Raw genomic sequence first — 26,785 nt, forward strand, 5'->3', positions numbered from 1 at the left:
GCTTACTTCCCTGCGGAAGCGGCGGCCGAAGCCGCCACGGCGGGCGCCGGGGCGCTGGCGGCCCCCTTGGCGCGCTCGATGCGCTGGCCATCGACCAGCGAGGCGCCGGGGGCGCGAAGGATCTGGTCGCCCGCCGACAAGCCGGCGCGCACCACATATTCGCCGCTGCGCAGGTCGCGATCGCCCAGCTGAACCTTGACCTTCTTCAAGGTGTTGCCTTCGACGCGCCAGACGTAGACGTTGTCGCCTTCCTTGGTCAATGCGCCTTCGGGCAGCATCAGCGCCTGCTCGCCGCTGGTGGCCACCTGGCCCTCGGCGTAGAGGCCCGCCACCTTGGGCACGGTACCGGAATCGATGGACACCTGGACGGCGACCTGCCGTGTCGAGGCGTTGGCCGATGGATCCACCCGCTTGACCTTGCCTGTGAAATCGCCGTCGGTGGCGCCGATCACCCGGAAGCTGACCGACTGGCCGATCTTCAGCTCGTTCATCCGGTCGGCCGACACCAACCCGTCAAATCGCATGCTGGCCGGGTCGATCACCTTGACCAGTTCCTTGCCCACCTGCGCGGTGTCGCCCGCCGAGGCCTTGCGGTCGCTGACCACGCCGTCGAACGGCGCGCGCACTTCGGTGCGCTGCAGCTGCTGTCGTGCGGCCACCGCACGCGACCGCGCGGCGACCAAATCGCTCTGCGCGTTGTTGCGGCGGACTTCGGCGTCGTCCATCGCCTGCATCGAGCTCATGCCCTGGGCCTGCAGCGTTTTCAGGCGCTGGAACGTGCGCTCGGCCTGCTCGGCCGACTGGGTGGCGGCCCTGACGGCTTCTTCCGCCGAGGCCAGGCTGTCGCGGATCGAGGTGTCGTCCAGCCGCATCAGCAGATCGCCCTTGCGCACGGCTTCGCCGTTCTCTTTCAGAACCTGCAGCACAACCGCCGGCACTTCGGCGCGCAGATCGGCGCGCCGCTCGGGCTGGATCGAGCCGGTGATTACCGGGCCCATGGCGTGCGTGCCGGTGGAGGCGGTGCGAAGGTCTTCCGGCGCGATCAGCAGCGTCACCGCCGACGAGGCAGCCGCTTCCGGCGCGGACGCGGCCTTGGCTGCGCCGCCGGCGCTGCCGCCCTTGCTGCACGCAGCCAGCATGGCGGCCAGCATGCCGGCGGCCACGCCCACGGCCAAGCGAGTGGGCAGGCTGGCCGGCAGGGCCAGGGACGGACGGCGACGCAACATCGGAAAACCTCCTGATCGTTCGAGGAATCGTGGGTGGCTGGCTTTTGGCCAGAAAAAGCCGCGCGAGCTTATCGTGAACCGGGTGCCCACCGCCATGGTCTGCGACGAATTGCAGCCCGCGCGGGCGAACGGCGAACCGGCCGCCGCGGGTTGCGGCGACAAGTGACGGGGCGCCCGACTGGCGCGCGGCTCATCCGCGCCGGGTGCATTTCGTCGCCGCCTCACTGCGCTTCGTCGGCACCCTGGTGATCGGGCCGGCACGCACTCCTACACTCCGCTCCGCCTGACCGAGGCAAGACGATCTATACAGGAGCACGCATGAACAAGCGCTGGGTCATTGGAGGAGTGGTGGTTGCTGTGCTGGCGGTCGGCGGCACCGTGGCGGCAGTCTCCGCCCGCAAAGGGGGCGAGAAGAGCGACACCAAGCCAGAAGACAAGGTGCTCGACTTCACCACCAAGGAAGTGGTGCTGCCCAAGTCGCAGCCGCTGGCCGGCGCGATCGAGTTCTCCGGCCCGCTGGTGGCGCCCAATACCGCGGTGGTGCGCGCCAAGGCGGCCGGCACCCTGCTGAACCTCACCGTGGCCGAAGGCAGCCGGGTGACCGCCGGGCAGAAGCTGGGCACGTTGGATCTGGCCGATCTGAATGCACGCCTGAATGAACGCCAGGCGCAAGTCGAAGCGGCGCGCGCCCAACTGGTGCAAGCAGAGCGGACCCACGCGTCCAACCAGCGCCTGGCCGAGCAATCGTTCATTTCGCCCAATGCGCTGGAGTCGTCCAAGGCCGCACTCGACAGCGCCCGGGCCAACCTGACCGCCGCCCAGGCTCAGACGGAGACCGTCAAGATCAACCTGCGCGAAGCCGGGCTGGTGGCGCCGATCTCCGGCATCGTCGCCAAGCGCCATGTCGTGCCCGGTGAGAAGGTCTCGAACGAGCAGCAGATCGTCACCATCGTCGATCTCACCAAGCTGGAGGTGGCGGGCAGCGTGGGCACGCACGAAGTCGGCATGCTGCAGCCGGGGATGGCGGTCACGGTACAGGTCGAGGGCGTGGCCGAACCGGTGAAGGGCAGCCTGGCCCGCATCGCGCCAGCGGCCGAGCCGGGCACCCGCTCGATCGGCGTCGCGATCGCCATCGCGAACCCCAAAGAGAAGCTGCGCGCCGGCCAGTACGCCCAGGCCCAGGTGGTGATGCCTGAGGCGACGCCGCGGCTGACGCTGCCGGTGGCAGCCGTGGCCACCGCATCCGGGCAGGAATATGTGTGGACGATCGAGCAGGGCAAGTTGCTGCGCCGCTCGATCACCACCGGCCGGCGTGACGATGGCAAGGGGCTGGTCGAGGTGAAAGACGGCCTGCAGCCCCAGGCGCAGGTGCTGGCGATGCGCTTCGACAACTTGCGAGAAGGCGCCGCGGCGCGGGTGATTGCCCCGGCCCCGGCGACCGCGGCCTCGGCGGCGTCGCCGTCGTCGGCCCTGGCCAGCGTCGCCACCGCCAGCAACTGATCCGGCCATTGGACAGGCCAGCGCCCGAATGCGGTGCCGGCCGGGCCGGATTCATCGAACGAGACAGGAACAGAGGTTCACCATGTGGATGACCCGAGTCGCCATCAACAACCCCGTCTTCGCGACCATGGTCATGGTGGCGTTGTGTGTGCTGGGGCTGTTTTCGTACAGCAAGCTGGGCGTCGAACAGATGCCCGACATCTCGCTGCCCGGGGCGTGGATCGATGTGCGCTACCCAGGCGCGTCGCCCGAGGCGGTGGAGCGTGAGGTCGCCAAACCGCTGGAAGAGGCGATCAACTCGATCGCCGGTGTCGACCGCGTGCAGTCGCGCAGCTTCGAGGGCCGGGTGCAGGCCAGCGTCGAGTTCACGCTGAACACCGACATGAGCCGCGCCATGCAGGATCTGCGCGACCGCGTGGCGGCAGCCCAGGCGGCATTTCCGAAGGATGTGAAGCAGCCCAGCATCTCCCGCTTCCAGGCCGACAACGCCCAACCGGTGGTGGTGATGGCGCTGATGAGCAAGACCCGCTCGGCGCGTGAGCTCTCGACGCTGGGCGAGCTGACGATCGCCAAGCGCCTGGGCCGCGTCGAGGGCGTGGCCAAGGTGGACGTGGGCGGGCTGGTCTCGCGTGAAGTGCGCATCGACCTGGACCCGCTGCGCCTGAAGGCCTATGGGGTCACGCCGGCCGAGATCTCCTCCGCCCTCGCCGCGGCCAATGCCGACCAGCCGGTCGGACTGGTGTCGGACCGGGTGTCTGACGCGATCCTGCGTGTTGAAGGCCGGGTGAAAGACCCGAAGCAGTTCGCCAACGTCGTGGTGGCCCACCGGGGCAACCTGGCCTTGACGCTGAACGACCTCGGCACCTTGGTCGAGCGCGAGCGCGAGCCCGATTCGATCGCCCGCACCAACGGCCAGCCGGCCATCAGCTTCTCCGTCTTCAAGCAGCAGGACGCGAACATCGTGGCCACCGGCGATGCGGTGAAAGAGGCGATGGAAGAGCTGCGCAAGCAACTGCCCAGCGACATCGAGCTGAACCTGATCTACGCCTCCAGCGACTTCGTCAAGGGTTCGCTGGACGGCCTGCGTCACACCTTGATCGAGGGTGCGCTGCTGACGGTGGCGATCGTCTTCCTGTTCCTGCACAGCTGGCGCTCGACGATCATCACCGGCCTGACGCTGCCGATCGCGGTGATCTCGAGCTTCATCGCCGTGTACGCCTTCGGCTTCACGCTGAACTTCATGACGATGATGGCGCTCAGCCTGTGCATCGGCTTGCTGATCGACGATGCGATCGTGGTGCGAGAGAACATCGTGCGCCACGTCGCCATGGGCAAAGACCACCACACCGCCTCGTTCGACGGCACCAACGAGATCGGGTTGGCCGTGATGGCGACGACCTTCGCGATCTGCGCGGTCTTCGTGCCGGTGGCTTTCATGGGCGGGGTGATCGGCAAGTTCTTCTACCCCTTCGGCATCACGGTGGCGGTGGCGGTGATCGTGTCGCTGTTCGTCAGCTTCACGCTCGATCCGATGCTCTCCAGCGTCTGGAAGGACCCGCCCAGCGCCCGCCTGCGTGACGTGCCGGTGATCGGCCACATGATCCGCGCCACCGACCGCGGCATGGATGGGTTGCACGCCGTGTACGGCCGCCTGATCGCCTGGGCGTTCTCCGGCCGCCGCTATCGGGTGTTCGTGCCGCCGATCCCGGCGTATGGCCGGCCGTTCGATGCCCAGGGCCAGCGCGATCGCACCCAGCCTCGGCGCCTGCGGTTTGCCACGCTCACGCCGCGTGGTCTGGTGTGCTGGAGTGGTTTCGCCAGCTTCGTGGTGGCGATCGGGCTGGCCGGTGTCGTCGGCACCGAATTCGTGCCGCAGACCGACCAGGGCTTCACCCAGCTGAACCTGCGTTTCCCGGTGGCTTCGAGCCTGGACCGGGGCAACGACAAGGTGTTGCAGGTCGAGAACATCCTCGCCGGCCGCTACCCCGAGATCAAGACCGTGCAGACGGTGATCGGCTCCACCGGTGAAGGCATGGCCACCGGCCGCAACCAGGCCTCGCTGAACATCGCGCTGGTCGATCGCAAGGACCGCAAGCGCAGCCAGAAGGAAATCGAGGATGCAATCCGCGCCGACATCGCCGGCATCCCCGGCCTGGAGGCCAGCGTGGGCTTTGACCGGCCGGTCTGGATCACCATCCTCGGCGCCGATGGCGAGCAACTGACCAAGGTGGCCAAGGACTTCGCGGAGAAGCTGAAGAAGATCAAGGGCGCGGTCGATGTGGACACCACTGTCAAGCCCGGCCTGCCGGCCTTCGCGGTGCGCCTGAAGGATTCGGCCGTCCGCGAGTTGGGCCTCACCGGCCCGCAGGTGGCCTCGTCGCTGCGTGCCTATGTCAATGGCGACGTTGCCACCTACTGGACGACGCCGGACGGCAACCAGGTCGAGGTGCTGCTGCGCCTGCCCCAAGGCCAGCGCGAACGCATCGACCAGATGAGCAAGCTGCCGGTGGCGTTTGCCAAGGATGGCTCGCCCATCGCGCTCGACCAGGTGGCCACCATCGAGCAGGTGTTCAACCCCGAGGTGATCCGCCGTCAGAACCTCCAGCGTCGCGAAGCGGTGTTTGCCGGTGTCGAAGGACGGCCGTCGGGCGACGTGAACGACGACGTGCAAAAGCTGATCAAGGAAACCCAGTTGCCCCCGGGCGTGAGCTTCATGGTCGATGGCGCCGGCAAGCAGCAGGCTGAGGCTTTCGGCGGCCTGCTCAGCGCGATGGCGCTGGCGGTGATCTTCATCTACATCGTGCTGGCCAGCCAGTTCGGCAGCTTCCTGCAGCCGATCGCGATCATGATGTCGCTGCCGTTGTCGCTGATCGGTGTGATGCTGGCGCTGCTGCTGTGGCGCTCGACGCTCAATGTCTTCTCGATGATCGGCCTGGTGATGCTGATGGGCCTGGTGACGAAGAACGCCATCTTGCTGGTCGACTTTGCCAACCACGCCCGCAAGGCCGGGGCCTCGGTGCGCGATGCGCTGCTGCAGGCAGGCCAGATTCGGATGCGGCCGATCATGATGACGACGGCGGCGATGGTCTTCGGCATGCTGCCGATGGCGATTGCGCTGAACGATGGCGGCGAGATCCAGGCGCCGATGGGCCGGGCGATCATCGGCGGCGTGATCACCTCCACGCTGTTGACGCTGGTGGTGGTGCCGGTGATGTACAGCTACCTCGACAACCTGTCGTCGTGGTTCAGCCGCAAGTTCCTGAACCGGCACGAGGCCGCTGCCAGCACGGTGCCGGCCACGCCCAGCCACGGGCCGCTGGGTGCCCCGGCTGATCGCTGATCCAAGGGTGTGAAAAGGGCAGGGCGGGGGAAACCCCGCCCTTGGCGTTTCTGAAGGACGAATCCTTCACTTACCCAGGCGGCCTCTCAGGCGGCGGTGAGCGTCTGCCCGCTTTGGGTGTAGATGCCGCAACCGACGAGCTGGCGGTCGTTGAGGGCGACCACATAGCTGGCCTTGGGCTGGATCTGGCCCGTCTTCTGATTCAGGATGGTGTACTCCACCCAGTGGCTGCCGCTGGTGGCTTGCCAGGATTCGCGGGCGAAGCGGTCGCCATCAATGCCCGGCACCTCGTGCACCAACTTGCCTTCCATGGCCGGCTTCGCGCCATGCACGTGGTAGCGGCCTTCGCGATCGGTGACGAAGATGTAGAGATCGCGGTCGAGGAAGCCACCTTTCGGATCGCGGAAGATGGCCGAGGCGGCGGACAACCCCCTGGCTTGGATGAGCTCGACGGCGCGGTCCACCAATGCGCGGGCCTCGTCGGCGCTGCCCTGGCGCAAGCGGATGGCGCCCACCGCGTCACTCAAGACCGCCGCGCGGGTCACCAAATCACCCGAGGCCTTGGACGATTCCACCACCATGGTGGCGTTCTGGCGTGTCAGTTCGTCCAGCGTGGCCACGCTGCGCGACACTTCTTCCAGGCTGGCCGATTGCTGAGAGCTCGCCTGCGCAATGCCACGCAGCTTGTCAGACACATTGCGCACGCCCGCCACCAGGGCGTCCAGCGAGTGGTGGGTGTTCTGGATGCGGCTGGATGACTGGCTGACCTGTTCGGTGGATTGCCCGATCAGCTGCCGGATCTCTGCCGCCGCCGACGCACTGCGCTGCGCCAGCTGACGCACTTCCGTGGCCACCACCGCGAAGCCGCGGCCCGCCTCGCCGGCACGCGCCGCCTCGACGGCAGCGTTCAGCGCGAGGATATTGGTCTGGAAGGCGATGCCATCGATCACGCCGACGATCTCGCTCACCTTGCGCGAGCTTTGCTCCAGCGAACTCATGGCCTCCACGGTTTCACGCATCGCCGTGCCGCCGGCTTCGGCCTGGTCGCGGAGCCGGCCAGTGAGCTCGTCCAGCTCGTGCGCGGCGCCCGCGTTGCTCGTGACGGCCTCACTCAACTTGCCGACGGTGCTCACCGTCTGCTCCAGGTTGTCGGCCTGCGCCTCGGTGCGCTGAGACAGCGCCTCGCCGCTGGCCGCCAGTTGCTGGCCCGACAGGCCCACCCGGACGGCGCTGCTGCGGATCTGCGCCACCATCACCGACAACCTTTCGCTCATGCGCTCGACCACGGTGCCGATGTCCGCCAGCTCGTCGCGCCCTTGCACTTCGATCTTGTGTGCCAGATCGCCCGCCGCGATGGCGGTGACCCCGCGTTGCAGCACCTCCAGCGCGCCAGTGAAGCTGGCATAGAAGGCGACACCCAGGTAGAGCATCAGGCCCACACCGATGATGGAAACACCCAGCTGCAGCGTCATCTGGAAGGTCAGCCGTTCCTCCCGCTCTGTCAGCTGCTCGACCAGCAGCTGGTGCACATGCCGATCGAATTCGACCACCTTGCTGATCGCGTCACTGCCCTGTGCGAAGTAGGGGGCGGCCTCGCCCGTGATCGCCTCGGCAGTGAAGGTCTTGCGCGCGGTCTCTTCAAAAGCCAGGGTGGCGGACCGGGCGGTCTCCCATTCGGCGGGCGGATTCACTCCGGCGCGTTGGAGCGCCTCGATTCTGAATTCGACGTCCACCAAGGCGGCGCGAAGCGAGTCGGCGCGTCCGACCAGCGTGGCCCGCTCGGTGGTGCTGGCATCGCCGCGCGAGAGCAGCGCCGCACCTTGGCCGCGAGCCTGGCCCAGCGCTTCGATCCACGGAATGACGCGCTCGACCGCCAGGTCCATCAGGAAATAGCTGCCCGCTTCCGGGTCCAGCATGAGCCCAGACCGTTCCCCCGCCAGAAGCAGCAGCTGGCGCAGGCGCTCGATGTGTTGACTGTGCTCCAGGAAGGCCTCGGTGCGGCGGTCGGCGTGCTTGCCCTCCGCCAGCGCGAGCGTGGTCGTCCGGACGTCTTGCCAGGCTTTCTCGATGTCAAACGGCATCCCTGTCGCCAGCGTCTTGTCAAACGCGGCGACGGTGGTCTTGATCTGGCCGCGCACCGCGTCCCGCTCGGCGACTGCAGAGGTTTCGCTGGACAGCACCCGGTTGGTCAGCCCACGGTGCACCTGCACCTGGGTGATGAGGCCCGTCAATTGGTGGACCAATTCAGCGCCCAGCCGCTCCGAGCGCACCGTCGCCAAATCCCGGCGGGCTTGTTGCGTGCTGTAAGCGATCAGCAGCAGCAGCGGCACGAGCAGCATGAGGCCCATCACCGCCATCTTGATGGGCATGCGCAGCTGGCGCATCAAGCGGGAGGCGGGGTGCAGTAGCTGTTGGCCGAGCGGGTTCATGTGGGCGGTCTCCGAATGGGCAGGGTCGCAGACGCCCCCAGCCCCGGGAGTGCTCGACGGGCCGATCTTGAGCCGGCCGGCCCGCCTTCGATGCCTGGAAAAGCGCTTGGACGACGTGGCAGATGTCCCGCCAGGGCCGATCCAATGCGTTACGAGTTCGTTTCGCACCAGGCCCCGAATGCCGCCAGACTCGGCCGCGGGAGGCCGAACGGCCCACGCCGGCGGCCCCGATCGAGGTGCCGTATCACCCGCACGGTGCCCCCATCCACGATTTGCTCCTGAGGAGACCCAGTCATGAAGAAGTTGCCGCACTGGCGCATGGGGCTGACCGCCTGCGCCCTCGCTGTCTGCGCCTGGCCCGCGCTTGCCCTGGAGGGCAGGGTGGTGGCCAACGGCCTGAGCGATCCCCTGTATGTCACCGCGCCCAAGGGAGATGCCCGCCTGTTCGTGGTGGAGAAGGGCGGCGTCATCCGGGTGATCAAGAACGGCAAGATCACCAAGTTCCTGGACATCTCATCGCGGGTTGGCACCGCGGGCGAGCGTGGGCTTCTGGGCCTCGCGTTTGACCCGGATTACGCGACGAACGGCCGCTTTTATGTCGACTACACCGATGTGACGTCGGGCGCCACCAAGATCGCGCGCTTCACCGTCTCTCCGCCCACGGCCAACAAGGCGGACGCGTCGACCCGCCAGGAAATCATCTCGATCAACCAGCCCGGCTTTGACAACCACAAAGGCGGCTGGATCGGCTTCCGGCCAGGCGACAAGAAGAACCTCTACATCTCGATGGGTGATGGCGGCAGTGGCTATGACCCCGACAACAACGCCCAGAACGGCCAGGTGCTGCTGGGCAAAATGCTGCGCATCGATGTGAGCGGCACCGGGGCGGGCTACAAGATTCCGGCCGACAACCCGTTCGTCAACTCCAGCTCGGTCAAGCCCGAGGTCTGGGCCCTGGGCCTTCGCAACACCTTCCGCGCCAGCTTCGATCGCAAGACCGGTGCGTTCTGGATGGGCGACGTGGGACAGGATTCACGCGAAGAGATCGATTTCGAGGCGGCTGGTGATCCAGGCGGGCGCAACTACGGCTGGCGGCTGCGCGAAGGCATGATCAAAACCCCAGGTGGGGTGGGCGGGGACAAGCCGGGTCTGACCAACCCCGTCTTCGACTACCCCCACCTGGGCAGCCAGGGCAGCCTGGGCAATTGCGTGACCGGTGGCTACGTCTACCGTGGCCCGACGGTGAACGACGCCAACGGCCGCTACTTCTTCGGCGACTGCGTCAGCGACCGGGCGTTCTCGATGACCTTCAATGCCGACGGCACCCCCAAGGAACGCCGAGAAGAAACGGCCTCGCTGTTGAGCGGAAATGGCCTGACGACGCTGGCCTCGTTCGGCGAAGACGGCAAGGGCCGCTTGTACGTGGTGGGCCTGAGCGGCGTCGTGATCGTCATGTGCCCCTCTGCCGCAGGCCAGACCCGCAGCACCGTCCCGCCCTCCGTGGCCGGCGAGCCCCGCGTGTGGGCAGACGTGGCAAGCCCGTGTACGGCGCGATGAGCGGCTGACTCGACATCGAGTCAGGCAAGAAAAAAGAGGCGGCCCGCGGGCCGCCTCTTTTGTTTGTATGGCGCCGGGCCTGAAGCCGGCCCCGCGCGCTTTCAACCCCTGTTCGAGGCGAAGGGAGTCACTTCGACGGGGTCGGTGGATTCAGGATGTGCTTCCACAGACGATCCTGAATGCCTTCCGGTTCGCTCTTGCACTCAAGCTGGATCCATTCGCAAGTTTTGCCGCTGGAGCAATCCTGGTAGCGACGGAAGCCGTCGACACACGGGCTGTCTTGGCCATTGCCGGCATCGATCACCGCATCGCGGCCGTCGTTGCCGGTTTCGAAGCCGCCGACGATGTCGTCCTTCTCATCGATCACGCCATCGCCATTGGTGTCGAAGCTGGGTGTCGTTGGCAGGTTGCCATCGGCGGCGGAGAGCAGGTAGTTGTATCCGACCCCCGAGTTGGTTGAGCAGACCTCGGCCTTCGTGGCAGGCACCGAGGTGCTGAACAGCACGTACTTGTCGGCCAGGATGAACGACGGGTACAGCACGCGTTGGCGCTCGAAAGGCAGGTCCATGTACCAGCCAAATTGCGTCTTCCAGTCGACGGGCGTGGTTTTCACGGTCAGGTACTTGCCGTCGACCAGCGTGGTGTCGGTGTACTGGGCTTGCAGCAGCTTGCGGTCGGTATCCCCGCCAGCGAAGGGGCTGGTGGCCGACACCGAGGTCTCACCGATCTTGACGTTGTCCCACACACCATAGAAGGTCTGTTGAGCTGTTGAGTCCGCGTCGACTGCGTCGATCAACCGTCCGGTGCCGAACAGCACGACACGGCCGTATTCGGGGTGGGCGACCATGGACGGTGCGATGGTGATCGGCTGCGCCGCGCCTGCGGCCGAAGTCGCCGTGAAGAGCGCATTGCCTGAGAACCCGACCTCGACCTTGTCGTTGCTCTGGACATCAAAGCGCCACAGGCTGCCCTTCAGGTCCCCCGCGTACGCGCCGACCACTTCGTGGGTGATCTCGTCCTTGATCAGCGTCACACCCATCAGGCCGTTGTCTGCATCGCCCACTGCCAGACGGTGTTCGATGGCGCCTGTTTCGAGGTTGACGACCAGCAGCACGGCCTTGCCGTTCTTCGAATAGATGCCGTTGCCCACAAAGGCGCGCCATCCACCTCCCTTGATCTTGCCAACAGCGAAATCCGAGAAGATGTAGCCAATGTCCGGATCGGTGTCGCCGCTGTTCTCCCACATCACCGAATTGGCAGGCATGTCGGCAGCGTCCAGCGTGGCGCCAAACGACGTGGGGACATGCACGGCGAAGAAGGTCTTGCCACCGGCGCCCATGCTGCCGATCAGCAGGTTTGTCCACTGCGCTGTGCTGCTACCTCTCGGCTTGATGAAGGCATCCGTCTCATTGAGCGGGCCATCCACGAAGAAGCGGTGGTAATTGGACGGGGTGCCATAGTCCTTGGCTGCCACGATCTTCAGACGCGACAGGCCTTCGCGCGGGAGATACCCGAAGACCTCCGTACCATCCGACGAGCGGAACCCGTGCAGCATGCCGTCGTTGCTGCCCGCAAAGACGATGCCGTCCAGCCGAGTGCGCTTGGCGGTCACGTACTCGCTGTAGGTCGTGTCGAAGGCGTTGTAGCCGAGGTCCAACGAGCCTTTGACGAGCACTGGCGGCGAGTTGACGAAGTCACCGAGGAACTTGTTGTCACGCGAGCGATAGGCGCCGCCGTAGCCGGTTTGCGAATCGTCGCCCCGGATGTAGTTGACCAACTCCTTGGAGCCCACCAGGGACTGCGTCGGGCCATCCATCGAGTCCCAGCGGAATTCACCAGGCGCCGTGCCAAACCAGGTGAACAGGTTGCGCTTGTCTTGAGCGGGCAGGTGTTCGCTGGCTCTCCAGACGATGGTGTCGCCTTCGCGGCCGTTGACGTCCAGCGGCCAGGCTTCGAGGTCGCCCCACCACGAGATCGACTTGTACTTCGGTACGTACTTGACGTTGTCGGCGGTGATGTAGCCCGACGCGGTGGCGATCCCGGCTTCTTTTGCCTCATTGCCGGCCGAGCGACCGAAGGCATCCTTCAGTGCCGCGGTCAGTTCGGTCACGTTGCGCACCGAGTAGAAGTCACCGCCGGTATTCACGGCGGCATGCCACATGTCGTCGATCTTTTGCGGGTTGCCGTCAGCGGGGTTCGGCCATTTCAAGTCTCCTTCCCGGATCGACTTCAGCGTGGCGGTCTTGGCCGCTGCCGTCGAAGAATCGAGTGTGCCGCGCACGCCGAGACCCACGGTGAACTGCGTCAGGTGCTGCCAGAAGGCGATGTCACCGGTCAGCGGCGGCACCTTGTTGTCGATGGAGGTGTCCAAATCGGCCACGAAGTACTTCGTGGCGACGTCGGCCAAGGTCTTGGAGTAGCTGTCGACGAACGGGGTGACCGGCTCATAGCGCGTGGGGCTGTAGCCGTTGGGGTTGGAGTCGGCATAGTCAGGGCCCTGCACGCCATCCACATCCCCCACCGAATTGAAGTCGCTGTCGTTGTAGTAGCCGTCGGTCATTACCAGGCTGACCGCGCGGCGGCATGTCAGCTTTTCGGCGTTGTTGCTGCCTGGACGCGGATCCGTGAGCCAAGGGCTGCCTGTGGGATCACCAGTACGGTCAAAATACGCGCCCACCGAATACATGGCGGTGCGCAGCGGCGTGCTACCCCAGGAAGCGTATTTCTGAACGCCGCCCAGAACAGACGCCAGACGCGTCGCATCCAGCAAGCGCAAGGGACCGCCACTGGCTTCGCTTTCGATGATCGAGTACGTGCGCTTACTGCCGTCGATACTGACCGCGGTCGTGTTGTTGATCCGCCCCCAGCTGACTCGGAGCTTGTCCTTGAAACTGGTGAACGATTCCGAGACCGCCGCCTTGGTCAGGGTCTCGCGCATCCTGTAGTAGGTAAACCAGTTGGCGAAGTTCTGCAGTTCCTCTGCTTGAGTGCATCTTTTTCGGGCGCAGTCTGTGCGGCTCGGGTGTTTGGTCGCCGCTGCGTGTGAGCCGTCCTTGGCATTCACGTCATATGCGGTGTAGCTGCTCATCGACGTCGGATCGGCGCCGGCTTTCAGACGATAAACCAAGCCGGGATAGAACTCTCGCGTTGAGTCGCTGGTGGAGTCTGCCTTCAGAAACCAATTCGTTTTGATCTTGGCGCCAATACCACTGTCAGCCGTGTAGTTGATTGACAGATTGAAAGTGCCGTTGGTGACCATGGGGTCGTACGGGGCTGCTTTCGGGTCGGCATTGGGAAACCGCGAGCCGTCAGGCTTGTACCAGGGGTAATAGCGAACGTCAGGGTTGTAGAAAATGGCATTGGTTTCCGGCGAACGGAACTGCATCTGATAGACGTCTTCAGCTCGCTTTTGTGCGGCGGCCACGCCAGTCAGGAATGTTCCGGTGGGCCACTCGCCACCGACGCAGCCCTTTTTCCCATCTCGGCAGAGCTTGCGCCAGTCGGCTGGAAAACCGCCTACCCATTCATTGCGGGAGGTGCGGCTCAAAGTGACCGGCTTGTTGTTGATATTGAAGGTCTCCTCTGGCATGAAATCAGCCAGCATGGAGCCCGAATCATCGATCGTCAACGCGACGTTGGGGATCGGGGGTTCTGCGACGCGGCTCGACAGCGGAATCTGGGCTGGCTCCGCGGCGCTGGCGTAGTGCGCCGAAAGGTAAGCGAGTGTTGCTATCGATGCCCAATTGAAATTTGTATAACGCATTTGTTTGGACAATAGTTATCTCTCGGGCTCTTTGAAGTCCGATCAACGTGCAACGAAACCCGCGCCGGCGGTGCCGCAAAAGGGGCGACAGCACGCGCGGACGAAATGACACTCTTGGCGTCTGGCGGCGGATGTTCTTTCAGTCGGCTTCGTGAGATGTTTCACGGCCGACGAGCGGTCAAGCTTTTTGGATGAGCGGGGCAGGTATCCCTAATATGAAGGGATGGCCGTTTCAATTAGGGGCTTGCGCTCATATTTGGTTACGTCCGGACGGCCGCCCGTCGGCGTCAGGGCCCGGCGAACCGATGGGCCGGCTGCCCATTACCGTGGTGTCAGCACCAAGGTCTCTTGCGTGTGGCTCGCCACGTCGGCCGAGTCGAGGTACTGGGGCCGCGTCTGCCCCTGGGCATACCGCTCGGCTTGGTCCCGGTAGTGTCGATCGCCCCAGACGCCGCTCTGGCCCGTGGGCACGATGCCTCGTGCCGCAGCGGGCTGGGCGAAATCGACCACGCGGCGGGTTGAGGGGCCGTAGGTCACTGGCACCGGCACCGGGGCGATGGGACCACTGAGGTTGTTCGGCGTTTCACGCCCCCCTGGGGCGGGGAAGGGGCCGATGTTGAAAACCTTGTCCAGCGGGGCCTGTTTGCCGAGGGGGTGCTCGTGGGTCACGCGGTGCGCGCGGCCCCAGGTCCAACTGCCCGAATCGGTGCCCAAGGTGGCCTGCAAGTGCGCCAGCGAGCGGTGCCAGGCGGCGTTCACGATCTGGGCCCGCGATTCCTTCTCGGCGGTGCCCTGCCGGTCCCACCAGGGGGAGGCCGCGTTGGCCGCCAGCCGGGGCAGTGCATGGTCGAGGGCCCGCGTGCGGCGCAGCAGCTGGAAGGCATCGTCGCCCAGCTCGTCGGCCAGGGCTTCGTGCGCCAGATCGAACATGAATTGGCTGAACAGCGTGGGCGCCACTTTGTCCATCGGGTGGTCACCCTGCCAGGCGGCGAGTTGTTCGACCAGCGCCCGTTCGGAAGGATCCGGCGACGCTGCGCGCAGATCGTCGAGCAGAGGCTTCAGCACGCGAGGGCCATAGCCGGTCTGGGTGTCCAGCTGCAGGGCTTGCATCGCGGGGGCATCCCAGCCGGTGGCGCGTGCCGCCAGTTGCTGGTCCAGGCGCTGGGCACGATCCCACAGGTTGTAGTAGCCGGCGACGGGCGTGGGCCCGGCCGGCTGCTGATTGGCAGAGACGATGTAGCCGCGGGCCGGGTTTTCTTCGTGCGGGTTTTGTTCGAAGGGCAGGAAGCCTGTCTTATCGGCTTCCGGGCTGCCGCCGTCGAGGATGAACCCGGGGTTGACGCCATAGGGGCGCATTGGCACTTTGGCCGCCGCCCACCAGGCGATGTCGCCCTGGGCGTTGGCCCAGACGATGTTCAGGCCCGGCGCGTGGATCTTGCTGGCTGCGCGACGTGCTTTATCGAGCGTGTCAGCCCGGTCGAGTTCGTAGAACGCCTCGAAGACGGGGTTCTCCGTATTCAGCAGCGCCCACCACATGGCGATGGGCGTCGTCCCGGCCGTCTTGTCCAGCGCATCATTGATGATGGGACCGTGCGGTGAACGGCGCAGCGTGATCGTCACCGCGGCTGCGCCTTTGACCTGAATGGTTTGCTGCCGTTCCTCCAGGTTGGACCACTGGCCCTGGGCCCACACCTGGCGCGGGTTGTCGGGGCTGATCTTCTCCGCGATGAGGTCGATGTCGTCGTTCTGGAACATCGTGAGGCTCCACCCAAATTGCGCGTTGTGCCCGATCAGTGCGAAAGGGTTCAGCGCCTGGTGGTAGCCATAGAGCTCGATGCCTGGTGCAGACAGGTGGGCCTCATACCAGACGGCGGGCGTCGAGAACGAGATGTGCGGGTCGCCCGCCAGAAGCGGTTTGCCGCCTGCAGCACGCGCCCCCGAAATCACCCAGGCATTGCTGCCTTCGTACAGCGGTACGCCGGCGATGTCGAAGGCGCTCTGGCTCAACGCGGCCACACGGTCAAGCGTGTGCCAATCAGACGCCTGCAGCGACGGGCCGGCGGCACTGGCCGCCGGGGCCGCCGCAGCGGGCTGCCCCTGGTTCACGCCGTCGGGATACCAGGCCAGATCGAAGATGCCCAGATAGTCGGGGCCCCACTGCTGCCGGATGCGGCTCAGCACCGGCTCATGCCGGAAGGCGGCGGCAAAGCTGTAGGCGAGGTAGCCGCCCACGCTGGCGGTGTCTGCGGCGGTGAAAGGGCGCTTGGGAATGCCGAGCAACATGAACTCGATCGGCGCTGGGTGGCTGTCCTGAAACTGGTTGACGCCATCCAGGTAGGCCTGCAAAGCCCGGGTCGTGGGCGAGGCAGGGTCCATCTTGGCAGCAAAGTCATCGGCGTATTCGCGCAGGGTCAGGGTGCGGAACAGTCGATCGGTCTCGACCAGCTTCGGCCCCAACACCTCAGCCAGCTCGCCCCGCGCCAGACGCCGCAGGATCTCCATCTGGAACAAGCGGTCCTGTGCATGCACGTACCCGAGCGCACGGTACAGATCTGCTTCGTTCTCCGCGCGGATGTGCGGCACGCCGGACTCGTCGTAGCGCACCTGCACCGGAGCCGACAAGCCTGTCAGCGAGAGGCTTCCAGAACGTTGGGGCAGCCTGGCGTGCCACATCAAGGCCAGCGCGGCGATGGCGACGGTCAGCAGGGCGATCAGGCCGAGGCCGAGAAACTTGAAGAGGCGTTTCATGCAACGGCAGCGTCGCAGTGGAGACGGCCGCATTCTGCCGCCTGAGGGCAGCCCTCGGGGGCTGGGCGCAGCCGGGCCGCGCCCAGCCGGCATTCCGGTGATTGGGAAGCCGGCTCGGGGCTCTGACTACGCCGCGATGCTTGCGCCGCCGTTCAGACGCTCCAACGCCCCCAACACCTCATAGCACGCCCCCATGTTGTGGTAGTCCACCTTGCCGGCCGGGCTTTTCTGGTCGGTGAGTTTGCGGTTGTCGTGGGTGAGGATGCGGAACCAGGCGCCGTGCTGGTGGTCGACGAAGTGTTCCCAGGCGTAGAGCCAGATGCGGTCGTACCAGTCCCAGTAGCCGCCGTCGTGTGTGCGTTCGGCGAGTGCGGCCGCAGCCGCCATCGACTCGGCTTGTACCCAGTGGTACTTGTCGCCGTCGCAGACCTTCATGTGGGTGTCGGTGGCGGGGTCGCCTTCGGGGGCGAAGCCGTAGACGAGGCCGCTGTGGTGGCGATCCCAGCCGCTTTGGACGGCGGCGGCGAAGAGGTCGCGCGCACGGTGCAGCATCCAGCTGTCTTCGGGGGCGTCGGGCGTCAGCCGCTCCAGCGTCAGCAGCAGCTTGGCCCACTCGGTGAGGTGACCGGTCTGGAAGCCCCAGGGGCGGAAGATGTTGCTGCGGTCCTGGCGGTTGTAGTTCCAGTCGGGCGACCAGTCGGCGTGGTAGTGCTCCCAGACGAGGCCGTGGGCCTGTGCGGCCAGTCGCTGGGTGACGGATTCGGCGAGGGTGGTGGCACGGTTCAAGCAGAACGCATCACCGGTGGCCTCGTAGGCCGCGAGCATGGCCTCGCAGGCGTGCATGTTGGCGTTTTGGCCGCGGTAGGGGCGCAACTGCCAGTCGGGCGCGGCCTCGTCGGCATAGAGGCCGGCCTCCGCCTGCCAGAAGCGTTGCTCCATCAGGCCGATGGTGGCATCCAGCCCGCGGCGCGCTTCGCTGATGCCGGCTTGCAGCGCATGGGCATGGGCCAACAGAACGAAGGCCAGGCCATAGCAGTGCTGGGTGGCGTCGACCACCTGCTTCTTGCCGCCTTCCCAGTGCAGCAACCAGGTGTAGCCGCCGCTGGCTGGGTCTTTATGGACGTTCTCGACGAAGGCCAGAGCGTGGCGCGCCGTCTCCAGCCACTTCGCGGCCTGCGGGTGCTCGGGAAAGTGCCGCGCCGCGTTGGCGAATGTGAAGACGTATCGGGTGCTGCTGACGAGGTGGCGGGTGTGACGGTCGTACACCGTGCCGTCGTCGCGCAGGAAGTGGTACAGGCCGCCGGACGGGTCGATCACCCGTTCGTCGTAGAACGCCATGGTCTGCAGCAGGTGCTCGCGCAGAAACGCGGGGCTGCGGAAGTCCGGGAGGTGTTTCATGCAGTCGATGCTACGCCGCTCTGGTCCAGTGAAACGAAGAAATCGGATGTTCGGGGACAACGGCCAGCGGCGCCATCAAGTCGCCAAGCATCGCCGGGTTGGACACCCGGCGAGCATTGGCAACGCCGAGTGCGTCGCTGATACCCCGATGCGGCGACTCGGGCAAGCCGTTCCCCAGCGGGTGAACCTCTCAGGCCACGCGGCGGTCGTCGTCTCCGAACAGGTGCACGGCGCTGGCCTTCCACGCCAGGGCCACGGGCTTGCCCACGGCCTGGGTGACCTTGCCGGGCACACGCGCCGTCCAGGTGCCGATCGGCGTGTCGACCATGGCGTAGGTTTCAGGGCCGGTGGGCTCCACCATCGCCAAGGTGCCGGACATCGCACCCGCCGTGCCGGGCTCGACCAGCGTCACATCTTCGGGGCGAACACCGTAGCTGAAGGAGGTGGCGCTGCCGTTTTGCAGCGCGGCCGTTTGCGCGTCGGTCAGCGCCATGGCCACACCCTGCGCGGTGACGCTACCGTTGGTGCGCTGCACAGCCACGATGTTCATCGCCGGCGAGCCGATGAACTCGGCCACGTAGCGGGTGGCCGGGCGGTCATAGATGTCGTCAGGGGTGCCGAATTGTTCGACGCGCCCATCCTTCATCACCGCGATGCGGTCGCCGAGCGTCATCGCCTCGACCTGATCGTGCGTCACGTAGACGGTGGTCGTCTGGGTGCGCTGGTGCAGGCGCTTGATCTCGGCTCGCATTTCCACGCGCAACTTGGCGTCGAGGTTGGACAGCGGCTCGTCGAAAAGGAACAGCTTGGGGTCGCGGGCGAGGGCGCGGCCCATGGCCACGCGCTGACGCTGCCCGCCGGAGAGCTGGCCGGGCTTGCGGTCGAGCAGGTGCCCGATCTGCAGCATCTTGGCCACACGGTCCACCGCCGCGTCGCGCTCGGGCTTGGGCACCTTGCGCATTTCCAGGCCGAAGGCGATGTTCTGCGCCACGTTCATGTTCGGGTAGAGCGCGTAGCTCTGGAACACCATGGCGATGTCGCGGTCGCGGCTGGGCGCGAAGGTCACATCGCGATCACCGATGTGGATGGCGCCGCTCGTCGGCACGTCCAGGCCGGCGATCATGTTCAACAGCGTCGATTTGCCGCAGCCCGAGGCGCCGACAAGGATCAGGAACTCGCCCTTCTCGATCTCGATGTCGATCCCCTTCAGGATCTCGACGGTGCCGAAGGTCTTGCGCACATTGCGGATGGACAGGGCTCCCATGGGGGGATGAACTCCAGGTGAATCAGGTCAGAAAAGCAGTTGGCCGTTGGGGCCGATCACCGACATGTTGTGGTACTGCGGGCCTTGGCGTTTCAGGCTGAGCGGCAGGCCCGCCAGCTCGAACGCCTTCGGTGACGAGGCCAGCACTTGTTGCACCGCCGGGCCGTTGGCACTGGCGCTGCCGCGTTGCAACGCGTCGATGAACACACGGGCCGCGATGTACGACTCGGTCATGGCCAGCGTAGGGGCGATGCCGTTCGGGCCGAAGCGCTTGTAGGCCGCGGCAAAGTCGCGCATGAGCCGCACTTTCGGGTCGCGTGGGTGGGGCACCAGTTGCGAAACCAGCAAGCCCCGGGTCGTGTCCGGGCCCACCACGGCCGACAGGTGCGTGGCTTCGGCTGACGACAGCACCACCACGCGGCCACGGCCACCGGCGGCGGCATACAGCTTTGAGAAGTAGGCCACCGCCGAGGTGTTGGTCGCCAGCACCACCGCGTCGTGAGGCGTCTTCATCACGGTGGCCACGGCGTCGCTCACTTGGGCGGTCTCGGCCAGGTGCTGCTGCACCGAGACGAGGGTCACGCCCATCAACGGCGCGCGAGTGCGCGCCAGCGCGATGATCTCCTGGCCATCTTCGTCGTTGCCCGTCACCAGTGCGATGCGCTTGGCGAAGGTGGTTTCGGCATGTCGGAAGACCTGGTCGATCTCGTCGGCGACGCTGCCTCGGGTGGCAAACAGGCTGGTGGAGGAGAAGCCCGGTGCGCTCAGGCTGCCCGACATCACGCCCAGCAGCGGCAGGCCGGTGTCTTCGAGCAGCCGGGCTCGAGCGAGTTCGCCGACGCTGCGGCGCCCGTGCCAGGACAGCAGCGCCGCCGGGTTATCGCTTCGCAGGCGCTCGCGCACTTGGGCGACCACCTGGCCGGGTTCCTCATCGAGCGTCACCAGGCGCAAGGTTTTGCCATGCGGCGGGCCACCGGCGTTGGCCTGGGCGAAGGCCACCTGGGCGCCCACGGCCAGGTGCCAGCCCACACCACCGTTCACGCCAGTCAGCGGCACGATCTGCAGTGCGGTCCACTCGCCGCCGGGGGCGGAAATGGACGCCCCGGCGGCGAGCGCCGCAGCGCCGCAGAGTGCGAAGTGACGACGGGTGATCCCCATGGCAGCTGAAGCCTCAGCCCTTCACCGCACCGGCCGTGAGCCCGCGAACGAAGTACTTGCCGGCCAGCACATAGACCAGCAGTGTGGGCAGGGCAGCGATCATCGCGGCCGCCATGTCGACGTTGTATTCCTTGACCGTGCTGGAGGTGTTGGCCAGGTTGTTCAAACCCACCGTGATCGGCTTCGAATCGGCGCCCGAGAACACCACGCCGTAGAGGAAGTCGTTCCAGATGTTGGTGAACTGCCAGATCAGCGTGACGACCATGATGGGCGTCGACAGCGGCAGCACGATGCGCACGAAGATCTGCCAGAAGTTGGCGCCGTCCAGCATCGCGGCCTTGACCAGCTCGTCAGGCAGGCCAACGTAGTAGTTGCGGAAGAACAGCGTCGTGCTCGGGATACCGGCGATCACGTGCACCAGGATCAGGCCCCACACCGAGCTGGCCAGGCCGAGCCAGCCCAGTACCTGGCTCATCGGCAGCAGCACCACCTGCATCGGCATGAACACGCCGAACAGGATCATCGCGAACATCAGCTCGCTGCCGCGGAAGCGCCATTTGCTGAGCACATAGCCGTTGACGGCCCCGATCAGCGTGGAGGTGGCGACGGCCGGCACGACCATCATCACCGAGTTCATGAAAAAGGGCTTGAGACCGCCGCAATCGGTGCCGGTGCAGGCCTCGGACCAGGCCTTGGCCCAGGCCGCGAAGCTGGGGCTCATCGGCAGCGAGAGCAGGGTGCCGGTGCGGATCTCGTCCATGCTTTTCAGCGAGGTCGCGACCATCACGTACAGCGGCGTGAGAAAGAAGAAGGCGAACAGGCCGAGTGCGCCGAAGAGCGCCAGGCGGTGCCAGGTCAGACGATTGTTCATGGCGCCCCCGTGGTCGCGCGGCCCGTCTCCCCGAGGGAGAGCCAGCACTTTCGGAGCGGCCGTGCAGTGCTCACGTTCACTTCTTGGTCCTCAATTCGGAATACAGGTAAGGCACGACGATCGCAGCGACCGTGGCCAGCATGATCGTGGCGCTGGCGGCACCCAGGCCGATCTGGCCGCGGCTGAACGCCATCGTGTACATGAAGGTGGCCGGCAGGTCGGTGGCGTAGCCCGGGCCGCCGGCCGTCAGCGCCATGACGAGGTCGAAACTCTTGATCGCCAGGTGGCTCACCACCATCAGCGTCGAGAAGAACACCGGGCGCAGCGAAGGAATGAGAATGCGCCAATAGATGCGTGGCAGGCTGGCGCCGTCGACCTGGGCCGCTTTGATGATCGAATCATCGATGCCCCGCAGACCTGCGAGGAACAGCGCCATCACGAAGCCGGCGCTCTGCCAGATCCCGGCGATGACGATGCAGTAGATGGCCTTGTCCGGGTCAACCAGCCAGCCGAATTCGAAGTTCTCGAAGCCCCATTGGCGCATCAGGTGTTCGATGCCCAGGCCGGGGTTCAGGATCCACTTCCAGGCGGTGCCGGTGACGATGAAGCTCAGCGCCATCGGGTAGAGGTAGATCGTGCGCAGCACGCCTTCGGCGCGCACCTTCTGATCGAGCAGGATCGCCAGCAGCAGGCCCACGGCCATGCCACCGCCGATGAACAGGCCGCCGAAGATGCCGAGGTTCTTCAGGGCGACCCACCAGCGCTCGCTCTCCCACAGGGTCACGTACTGGGCGAGGCCGGCAAATTCGTAGTTGGGCAGCAGCCGCGACACCGAGAGCGACAGATAGCCGTTCCAGGCCATCAGGCCGTAGATGAAGAAGAACGACAGCGCGAACGAGGGGGCGACCACCAGCTTGGGCAACCAGGGCGTTCGCAGCGCAGACGGGGCGGACATGGGATGGATGGCGGCTGGTTCGGGAAAAAAGCCCCCGCGCCAAGATCGACGCGGGGGTGGAAAAGCCCGCTGGAGTGTGTCAGCGGCTTGAGGATCAGCCCGGGCCGGCCAGGTCTAAGCTGGCCAGCACGGGGGATCAACGGAGATCAACTCACAGAGATTAAATCCGACAGAACGATCACTTCGTCTTGGCGGCCGAGGCGATCTTGTCCATCGCTTCCTGGGCCGTCATCTTGTCGGTGTTCCAGAACTGGCTCACGGCGTCCTTGATGGCGCCTTCAGCTGCAGACGGAACCGCCATGCCGTGAGCGATCGAGGGCACCAGCGTGCCGGACTTGGCGGTGTCGACGAAGTCCTTGGCCGAGGTCTTGGCGCAGTCGTCGAAACGGTCCATCGGCATGCCCAGGCGAACCGGGATCGAACCCTTGTTCAGGTTGAACACCGATTGGAACTCGGGCGCCATGATCTGCTTGGCCAGTTCCTTCTGGGCAGCGATCTTGCTGTCGTCCTTCAACTGGAACATCGCGAACGAGTCGATGTTGAAGGTGTACGACTTGGCCGTGCCCGGAGCCGGCGTGCAGCCGAAATCCTTGCCCGGCGCCTTGCCAGCGGCGAGGAACTCGCCCTTGGCCCAGTCGCCCATGATCTGCATGCCCGCTTCACCCTTGATCACCATGGCGGTGGCCAGGTTCCAGTCGCGGCCGGCGGCGTTCTTGTCGGTGTAGTCCTTGATGCGCTTGAAGGTGGTCAGCACCTTCTCCATCGTCGGGCTCTTCAGCGAACCTTGGTCCAGCTGCACCAGTGCCTTCTTGTAGAAGTCGGCACCACCGATACCCAGCGCCACGGCTTCGAAGGTGGTGAAGTCTTGCCAGTTCTGGCCGCCATGGGCCACCGGCACGACGCCAGCCTTCTTCAGCGCATCGGCTGCGGTGAAGAACTCGTCCCAGGTGGTCGGCACCTTGGCACCGGCCTTGGCGAACACCGCAGGGTTCGTCCACAGCCAGTTGACACGGTGAACGTTCACCGGCACGGCCACGTAGTTGCCCTTGTACTTCATGATGTCCGAGACCACGGGCGGGAGCAGCTCGTCCCACTTCTCGGCCTTGGCCACATCATCGATGTTGGCCAGCACGCCTTCACGCGCCCACTCCTGGATCGACGGGCCCTTGATCTGCGCGGCCGACGGGGCGTTGCCCGACACCACGCGAGACTTCAGCACCGTCATCGCCGAATCACCGCCGCCGCCGGCGACCGCGAAATCGCGCCAACGGTGGCCGCTCTTCTGCAGCGACAGCTTCAGCGCGGTAGCGGCCTTCGCTTCGCCGCCCGACGTCCACCAGTGCAGCACTTCGATTTCACCGGCGTTGGCCGAGCCGGCGAACAGCGCGGCGATGCTGGCGGCCGCCAGGAAACCGTGGCGCAGCGCGGCGCGACGGGGTTGCTTGTACTTCATCATCATTTGTCTCCGAGATATCGGCGTATTAGAACCACCACTCGACCTGAGCACCATAGCTGGTGCCATTGGTCTTGTCGGCGAAGGCGGCTTGACCGGTCACATTGCCGGCGGGGGCATTCCACTTGGCCGTGGTCACGTACAGGCGGAACTCGGGGCGGCTCCAGAACTCGGGGCCGGTGGCCAGCGTCGGGGCGATCGTCAGCTTGGCCAGCTTCGCGGTGGGCGAACCTTCGGTCTTGTACTGCGAGTAGCCTGCTTCGGTGACCAGCTTGAAGTTCTTGGTGAAGGCGTAGGAGATGCGGCCACCAGCCGACAGCGACGTGGTGCGCACGCCGGCGCCGTCGGTCTGGCTGGCACCCAGCAGCATGGCCTGGCCGCCGAACACGCCGCGCTGCCAGTTCACGCTTTCAACGATCCGCCAGCCCTTGGCGTCGGAATCGGCCGTCAGGTCACCAAAGTTCTGGTTCAGGTTGGCCGAGCCTTGGGCGTACTGCAGGAACAGCACGTTGTTCACGCCCATGCCGAACAGGTCGGTCTGGTCGTGGCGCAGGGTCAGGCCAGCGCCGCTCTTGCCGTCTTCGAAGTCACCTTTGGTGATCGAGGCGAAGAGGTTGATCTTGCCGTTGGTGTTGGCGGCCACGTCGACCCATTCCGCGTTGAAGCGGTTGCCGGGGTGGACGGCGTCGGAGTCGGTCTTGTAGAACGCGACGCCGAACTTGCCGGTGCCGGCGGGCAGGCCCTTCATGCCGGCGCCCACGCCGAGCATTTCGACGAAGAAGGTGTCGACGATGTGCACGTCGCCGCGGCGGCCCCGCTCCTTGCCGATCCAGAAGGTGGCGGTCGGAGCGATGTCGAAGCCCTTGGCTTCGGCCCACATCTGCTCGATCTTCACGCCTTCGCTGCTGTTGTCGGTGGCGCCGGTGTAGTGGTTCACCATCAGGGTGGCCTTGGTGTCAATGCCATCCTTGGAGAAGCCCTGGGCGAGCTGGAATTCGCCGTAGAAGTCGCACTCGTTGCCGAGGCGGTACTTCATGCCGCTGGATCCACCGTTCAGCCCGTAGCAAGCGCGGGAGGCGTCTTCAGAGGTGAGGCCGGGGCCGGCACGGAAGTAGCCGGTGTAGTCAAGCGCATGCGCACCGCTGGCGCCGAGGCCCAAGGCCAGCGCGATCGCGGCGGGGGTGAAAGGAAGCTTCTGTTTCATCAAGGTGTCTCCTGGATACGAACGACCGGTCACTCGCGGGGAGTTGGCGCAGGGGCGCAGATGTTCATCTTGCGTTCATGTACCTTGCGAGTGCTGCAATTATTAAAGACACCTTAAAGTTGTATTGATAGGTAGTTTCCTTAGTTGGGTGCATCCACGCACCAAGCTGTGGCCTGTACGCGACAAGCTGGGGCGGCTGCTGCGTGCCGAACCGCGCCAAGGCGTTGATTTGCCGAGAGCCGTGGCCGCGCCGGCCAGCGCCGATCGGCGCCAGGCCAGGGCCGGCGCAGCGCGATGTTAATAATTTGTTCAGGTATGGCGCAAGGCCAGGGGCGTCAGGCCAAGCTGATCGGACGCTCTGCCAGGGGCAGCACGATGCGCAGGGTGAGCCCCTGCGGCCGCGTGTCCGACAGCTCGACGTGCCCGGCGTGCCGCTCGACGATCTCTTTCACGATCGCCAAGCCCAGGCCGCAGCCGTTGCCTTCGGTGGTGCCGCGCACAAACCGCTCGAACAGATCCGGCTGCAATTGCGCTGGGACACCCGGCCCAGTGTCACTCACTTCGATGCAGGCTTGGTGCTGCAGAACGCTCACGCGCACCGTGACTTCGGCGCCCCGGCCGGCATACCGCAGAGCGTTGTCCAGCACATTGGCGAGCGCTTCACGCAGCAGCAGCGGGATGCCGAGCACCTCGACGGCCGGCTCGGTGCCGTCTTCGCCGTCAGGGGAGGGCTCATAGCCCAGGTCGATGCCAGCCTGGCGCGCACGCGGCACCAACTCGGCTGTCAACTCCCGCGCCAGGCGGGCGACGTCGACCCGCGCGCGGGCCTGTACGGTGGCGGACTCGGGCTCGGCCCGCGCCAGCGTGAGCAACTGATTGACCAGATGGGCGCTTCGGGTCGCGCTCTCGTGCACGCGCTGCAAGCGGGCCTCGAGTGCCGGGTCGTGCGCTTCTTTCAGGGCCAGCTCGGTCTGGCTTTTCAGCCCGGCCAGCGGCGTGCGCAGCTGATGAGCCGCGTCGCTGATGAAGCGTTTTTGGGAGACGACGTTGTGCTGCACTGCGCCAAGCAGGTCATTGATGGCCTGGGCGAGGGCTCGCACTTCGCTGGGGGCCGCGTGCAGCTCGATCGCGGTCAAGTCATTCGGTGCCTTGCCTTCCACCAAAGCCCGCAGGCGCGCGAGCGGCGCCAAGCCGGCCCGGATGCCGGCCCAGACGATCATGGTCATCAGCACGATCAGCGCGGACAGCGGCAACACCGTGTCCACGAGGATGCGGCGCGCCAGCTCTTCCCGGTTGGCGCTGCTGCGCGCCACCTGCACCAACATGGTCTGCATCGGCTCGGAGCCGTCGCCATAGCTCAGGAAGAGTGCTGCCACGCGTACCCGCTCGGTGCCGCTGCCCTGGGCGGCGGGCACCTCGCCGTTGTAGAAGTAGGGCTCACCGAGGGCGGGCTGCGGCGGGATGTCTTTGGGCGTGGGCAGGTTGCGGTTGCCCAGGATGAATTCGCCGGGCGGGGAGCTGACGGTGTAGAGCACCCGATCGTTCGGGTCGGCTTCCAGGATGTCCTGCGCGGCACGCGGAAAGTCGATGAACAGCCCGTTGCCGATCGGCTTGACCTGGCGCGCCAGCGACCGCGTGGCTTGCGACAGCGTGGCATCGACCGCTGCGTTGGCGTAGCGGGCGGCGAGGTTGTAGGTGACGAAGGCGCCACCGATCCACAACACCAGCTGGGGCAGCAGCAGCCACATCAGCAGCTGGCGGTGCAGCGAGGGGCCGCCAGCGGCCCGGCGCACCGCGGCATCGTCAGGCCCTTGCGGCGAGCTGCGGCGCCAGAGCCGGCTCATGAGAAGAACTGGCTTTGCCAGGCTTCTCGTGCCCCCCACGGGGGGCGGGCTGGGCGCAGCCCGGCCCTGGGGGCT

General features: G+C 65.9%; 15 protein-coding genes. 3 read left to right on the plus strand and 12 right to left on the minus strand.

The window, feature by feature from the left end; genetic code table 11:
* Positions 1 to 2 precede the first annotated feature (2 nt).
* The gene (locus AACH06_RS20850) at positions 3 to 1,226 is read right to left on the minus strand and encodes an efflux RND transporter periplasmic adaptor subunit (protein WP_341427694.1); all 1,224 of its coding nucleotides are present in this window, start codon (positions 1,224 to 1,226) and stop codon (positions 3 to 5) included.
* A gap of 318 nt (positions 1,227 to 1,544) precedes the next feature.
* Between AACH06_RS20850 and AACH06_RS20855 the strand changes: the two genes are divergently transcribed.
* Together AACH06_RS20855 and AACH06_RS20860 are read left to right on the plus strand one after the other, a co-directional pair.
* Entirely contained in the window at positions 1,545 to 2,726 is a 1,182-nt protein-coding gene (locus AACH06_RS20855; protein ID WP_341427695.1) for an efflux RND transporter periplasmic adaptor subunit, read from the plus strand.
* Between the two features lie 82 nt (positions 2,727 to 2,808).
* Complete coding sequence (locus AACH06_RS20860; RefSeq protein ID WP_341427696.1) at positions 2,809 to 6,066, plus strand: efflux RND transporter permease subunit; 3,258 nt, start codon at positions 2,809 to 2,811, stop codon at positions 6,064 to 6,066.
* Positions 6,067 to 6,152: 86 nt separating this feature from the next.
* On the opposite strand, the gene AACH06_RS20865 is transcribed toward AACH06_RS20860, so the two are convergent.
* The gene (locus tag AACH06_RS20865) at positions 6,153 to 8,495 is read right to left on the minus strand and encodes a methyl-accepting chemotaxis protein (protein WP_341427697.1); all 2,343 of its coding nucleotides are present in this window, start codon (positions 8,493 to 8,495) and stop codon (positions 6,153 to 6,155) included.
* Between the two features lie 294 nt (positions 8,496 to 8,789).
* Here AACH06_RS20865 and AACH06_RS20870 point away from each other — a divergent pair, with 294 nt between their 5' ends.
* Positions 8,790 to 10,052 carry a PQQ-dependent sugar dehydrogenase gene (locus tag AACH06_RS20870; RefSeq protein WP_341427698.1) on the plus strand — a complete coding sequence of 421 codons (1,263 nt, stop codon included), beginning with the start codon at positions 8,790 to 8,792 and terminating at the stop codon, positions 10,050 to 10,052.
* 127 nt (positions 10,053 to 10,179) lie between these two features.
* On the opposite strand, the gene AACH06_RS20875 is transcribed toward AACH06_RS20870, so the two are convergent.
* The 10 genes from AACH06_RS20875 to AACH06_RS20920 all read right to left on the minus strand — a co-directional run bounded on the left by AACH06_RS20875 (position 10,180) and on the right by AACH06_RS20920 (position 26,710).
* The gene (locus tag AACH06_RS20875) at positions 10,180 to 13,827 is read right to left on the minus strand and encodes a pilus assembly protein (protein WP_341427699.1); all 3,648 of its coding nucleotides are present in this window, start codon (positions 13,825 to 13,827) and stop codon (positions 10,180 to 10,182) included.
* A 309-nt stretch (positions 13,828 to 14,136) separates the two neighbouring features.
* Positions 14,137 to 16,563 carry a penicillin acylase family protein gene (locus AACH06_RS20880; RefSeq protein ID WP_341427700.1) on the minus strand — a complete coding sequence of 809 codons (2,427 nt, stop codon included), beginning with the start codon at positions 16,561 to 16,563 and terminating at the stop codon, positions 14,137 to 14,139.
* 126 nt (positions 16,564 to 16,689) lie between these two features.
* Positions 16,690 to 17,961: an AGE family epimerase/isomerase gene (locus AACH06_RS20885; protein ID WP_341427701.1), complete on the minus strand. Its 1,272-nt coding sequence runs from the start codon at positions 17,959 to 17,961 to the stop codon at positions 16,690 to 16,692.
* Between the two features lie 190 nt (positions 17,962 to 18,151).
* A complete protein-coding gene (locus tag AACH06_RS20890) occupies positions 18,152 to 19,225 on the minus strand; it encodes an ABC transporter ATP-binding protein (RefSeq protein WP_341427702.1) in 1,074 nt (357 codons plus the stop codon).
* 27 nt (positions 19,226 to 19,252) lie between these two features.
* Entirely contained in the window at positions 19,253 to 20,383 is a 1,131-nt protein-coding gene (locus AACH06_RS20895; RefSeq protein WP_341427703.1) for an ABC transporter substrate-binding protein, read from the minus strand.
* A gap of 13 nt (positions 20,384 to 20,396) precedes the next feature.
* Positions 20,397 to 21,254, minus strand: coding sequence for a carbohydrate ABC transporter permease (locus tag AACH06_RS20900; protein WP_341427704.1), 858 nt, complete (start codon positions 21,252 to 21,254; stop codon positions 20,397 to 20,399).
* 76 nt (positions 21,255 to 21,330) lie between these two features.
* A complete protein-coding gene (locus AACH06_RS20905) occupies positions 21,331 to 22,209 on the minus strand; it encodes a carbohydrate ABC transporter permease (protein ID WP_341427705.1) in 879 nt (292 codons plus the stop codon).
* A gap of 178 nt (positions 22,210 to 22,387) precedes the next feature.
* Positions 22,388 to 23,662: an ABC transporter substrate-binding protein gene (locus tag AACH06_RS20910; protein ID WP_423222065.1), complete on the minus strand. Its 1,275-nt coding sequence runs from the start codon at positions 23,660 to 23,662 to the stop codon at positions 22,388 to 22,390.
* Between the two features lie 28 nt (positions 23,663 to 23,690).
* The gene (locus AACH06_RS20915; RefSeq protein ID WP_341427707.1) at positions 23,691 to 24,866 is read right to left on the minus strand and encodes a maltoporin; all 1,176 of its coding nucleotides are present in this window, start codon (positions 24,864 to 24,866) and stop codon (positions 23,691 to 23,693) included.
* Positions 24,867 to 25,201: 335 nt separating this feature from the next.
* Complete coding sequence (locus tag AACH06_RS20920; protein ID WP_341427708.1) at positions 25,202 to 26,710, minus strand: sensor histidine kinase; 1,509 nt, start codon at positions 26,708 to 26,710, stop codon at positions 25,202 to 25,204.
* Between the last annotated feature and the right edge of the window lie 75 nt (positions 26,711 to 26,785).

Source organism: Ideonella lacteola, from assembly GCF_038066555.1.
GTDB lineage: Bacteria > Pseudomonadota > Gammaproteobacteria > Burkholderiales > Burkholderiaceae_C > Ideonella > Ideonella lacteola.

Bases quoted from the DNA above. Each gene is read 5' to 3' on its own strand.
- AACH06_RS20870 (WP_341427698.1), top strand. From the start codon at position 8,790: ATGAAGAAGTTGCCGCACTGGCGCATGGGGCTGACCGCCTGCGCCCTC.
- AACH06_RS20915 (WP_341427707.1), bottom strand. From the start codon at position 24,866: ATGAAACAGAAGCTTCCTTTCACCCCCGCCGCGATCGCGCTGGCCTTG.
- AACH06_RS20905 (WP_341427705.1), bottom strand. From the start codon at position 22,209: ATGTCCGCCCCGTCTGCGCTGCGAACGCCCTGGTTGCCCAAGCTGGTG.
- AACH06_RS20880 (WP_341427700.1), bottom strand. From the start codon at position 16,563: ATGAAACGCCTCTTCAAGTTTCTCGGCCTCGGCCTGATCGCCCTGCTG.
- AACH06_RS20850 (WP_341427694.1), bottom strand. From the start codon at position 1,226: ATGTTGCGTCGCCGTCCGTCCCTGGCCCTGCCGGCCAGCCTGCCCACT.
- AACH06_RS20895 (WP_341427703.1), bottom strand. From the start codon at position 20,383: ATGGGGATCACCCGTCGTCACTTCGCACTCTGCGGCGCTGCGGCGCTC.
- AACH06_RS20855 (WP_341427695.1), top strand. From the start codon at position 1,545: ATGAACAAGCGCTGGGTCATTGGAGGAGTGGTGGTTGCTGTGCTGGCG.
- AACH06_RS20890 (WP_341427702.1), bottom strand. From the start codon at position 19,225: ATGGGAGCCCTGTCCATCCGCAATGTGCGCAAGACCTTCGGCACCGTC.
- AACH06_RS20865 (WP_341427697.1), bottom strand. From the start codon at position 8,495: ATGAACCCGCTCGGCCAACAGCTACTGCACCCCGCCTCCCGCTTGATG.
- AACH06_RS20860 (WP_341427696.1), top strand. From the start codon at position 2,809: ATGTGGATGACCCGAGTCGCCATCAACAACCCCGTCTTCGCGACCATG.
- AACH06_RS20900 (WP_341427704.1), bottom strand. From the start codon at position 21,254: ATGAACAATCGTCTGACCTGGCACCGCCTGGCGCTCTTCGGCGCACTC.
- AACH06_RS20885 (WP_341427701.1), bottom strand. From the start codon at position 17,961: ATGAAACACCTCCCGGACTTCCGCAGCCCCGCGTTTCTGCGCGAGCAC.
- AACH06_RS20920 (WP_341427708.1), bottom strand. From the start codon at position 26,710: ATGAGCCGGCTCTGGCGCCGCAGCTCGCCGCAAGGGCCTGACGATGCC.
- AACH06_RS20910 (WP_423222065.1), bottom strand. From the start codon at position 23,662: ATGAAGTACAAGCAACCCCGTCGCGCCGCGCTGCGCCACGGTTTCCTG.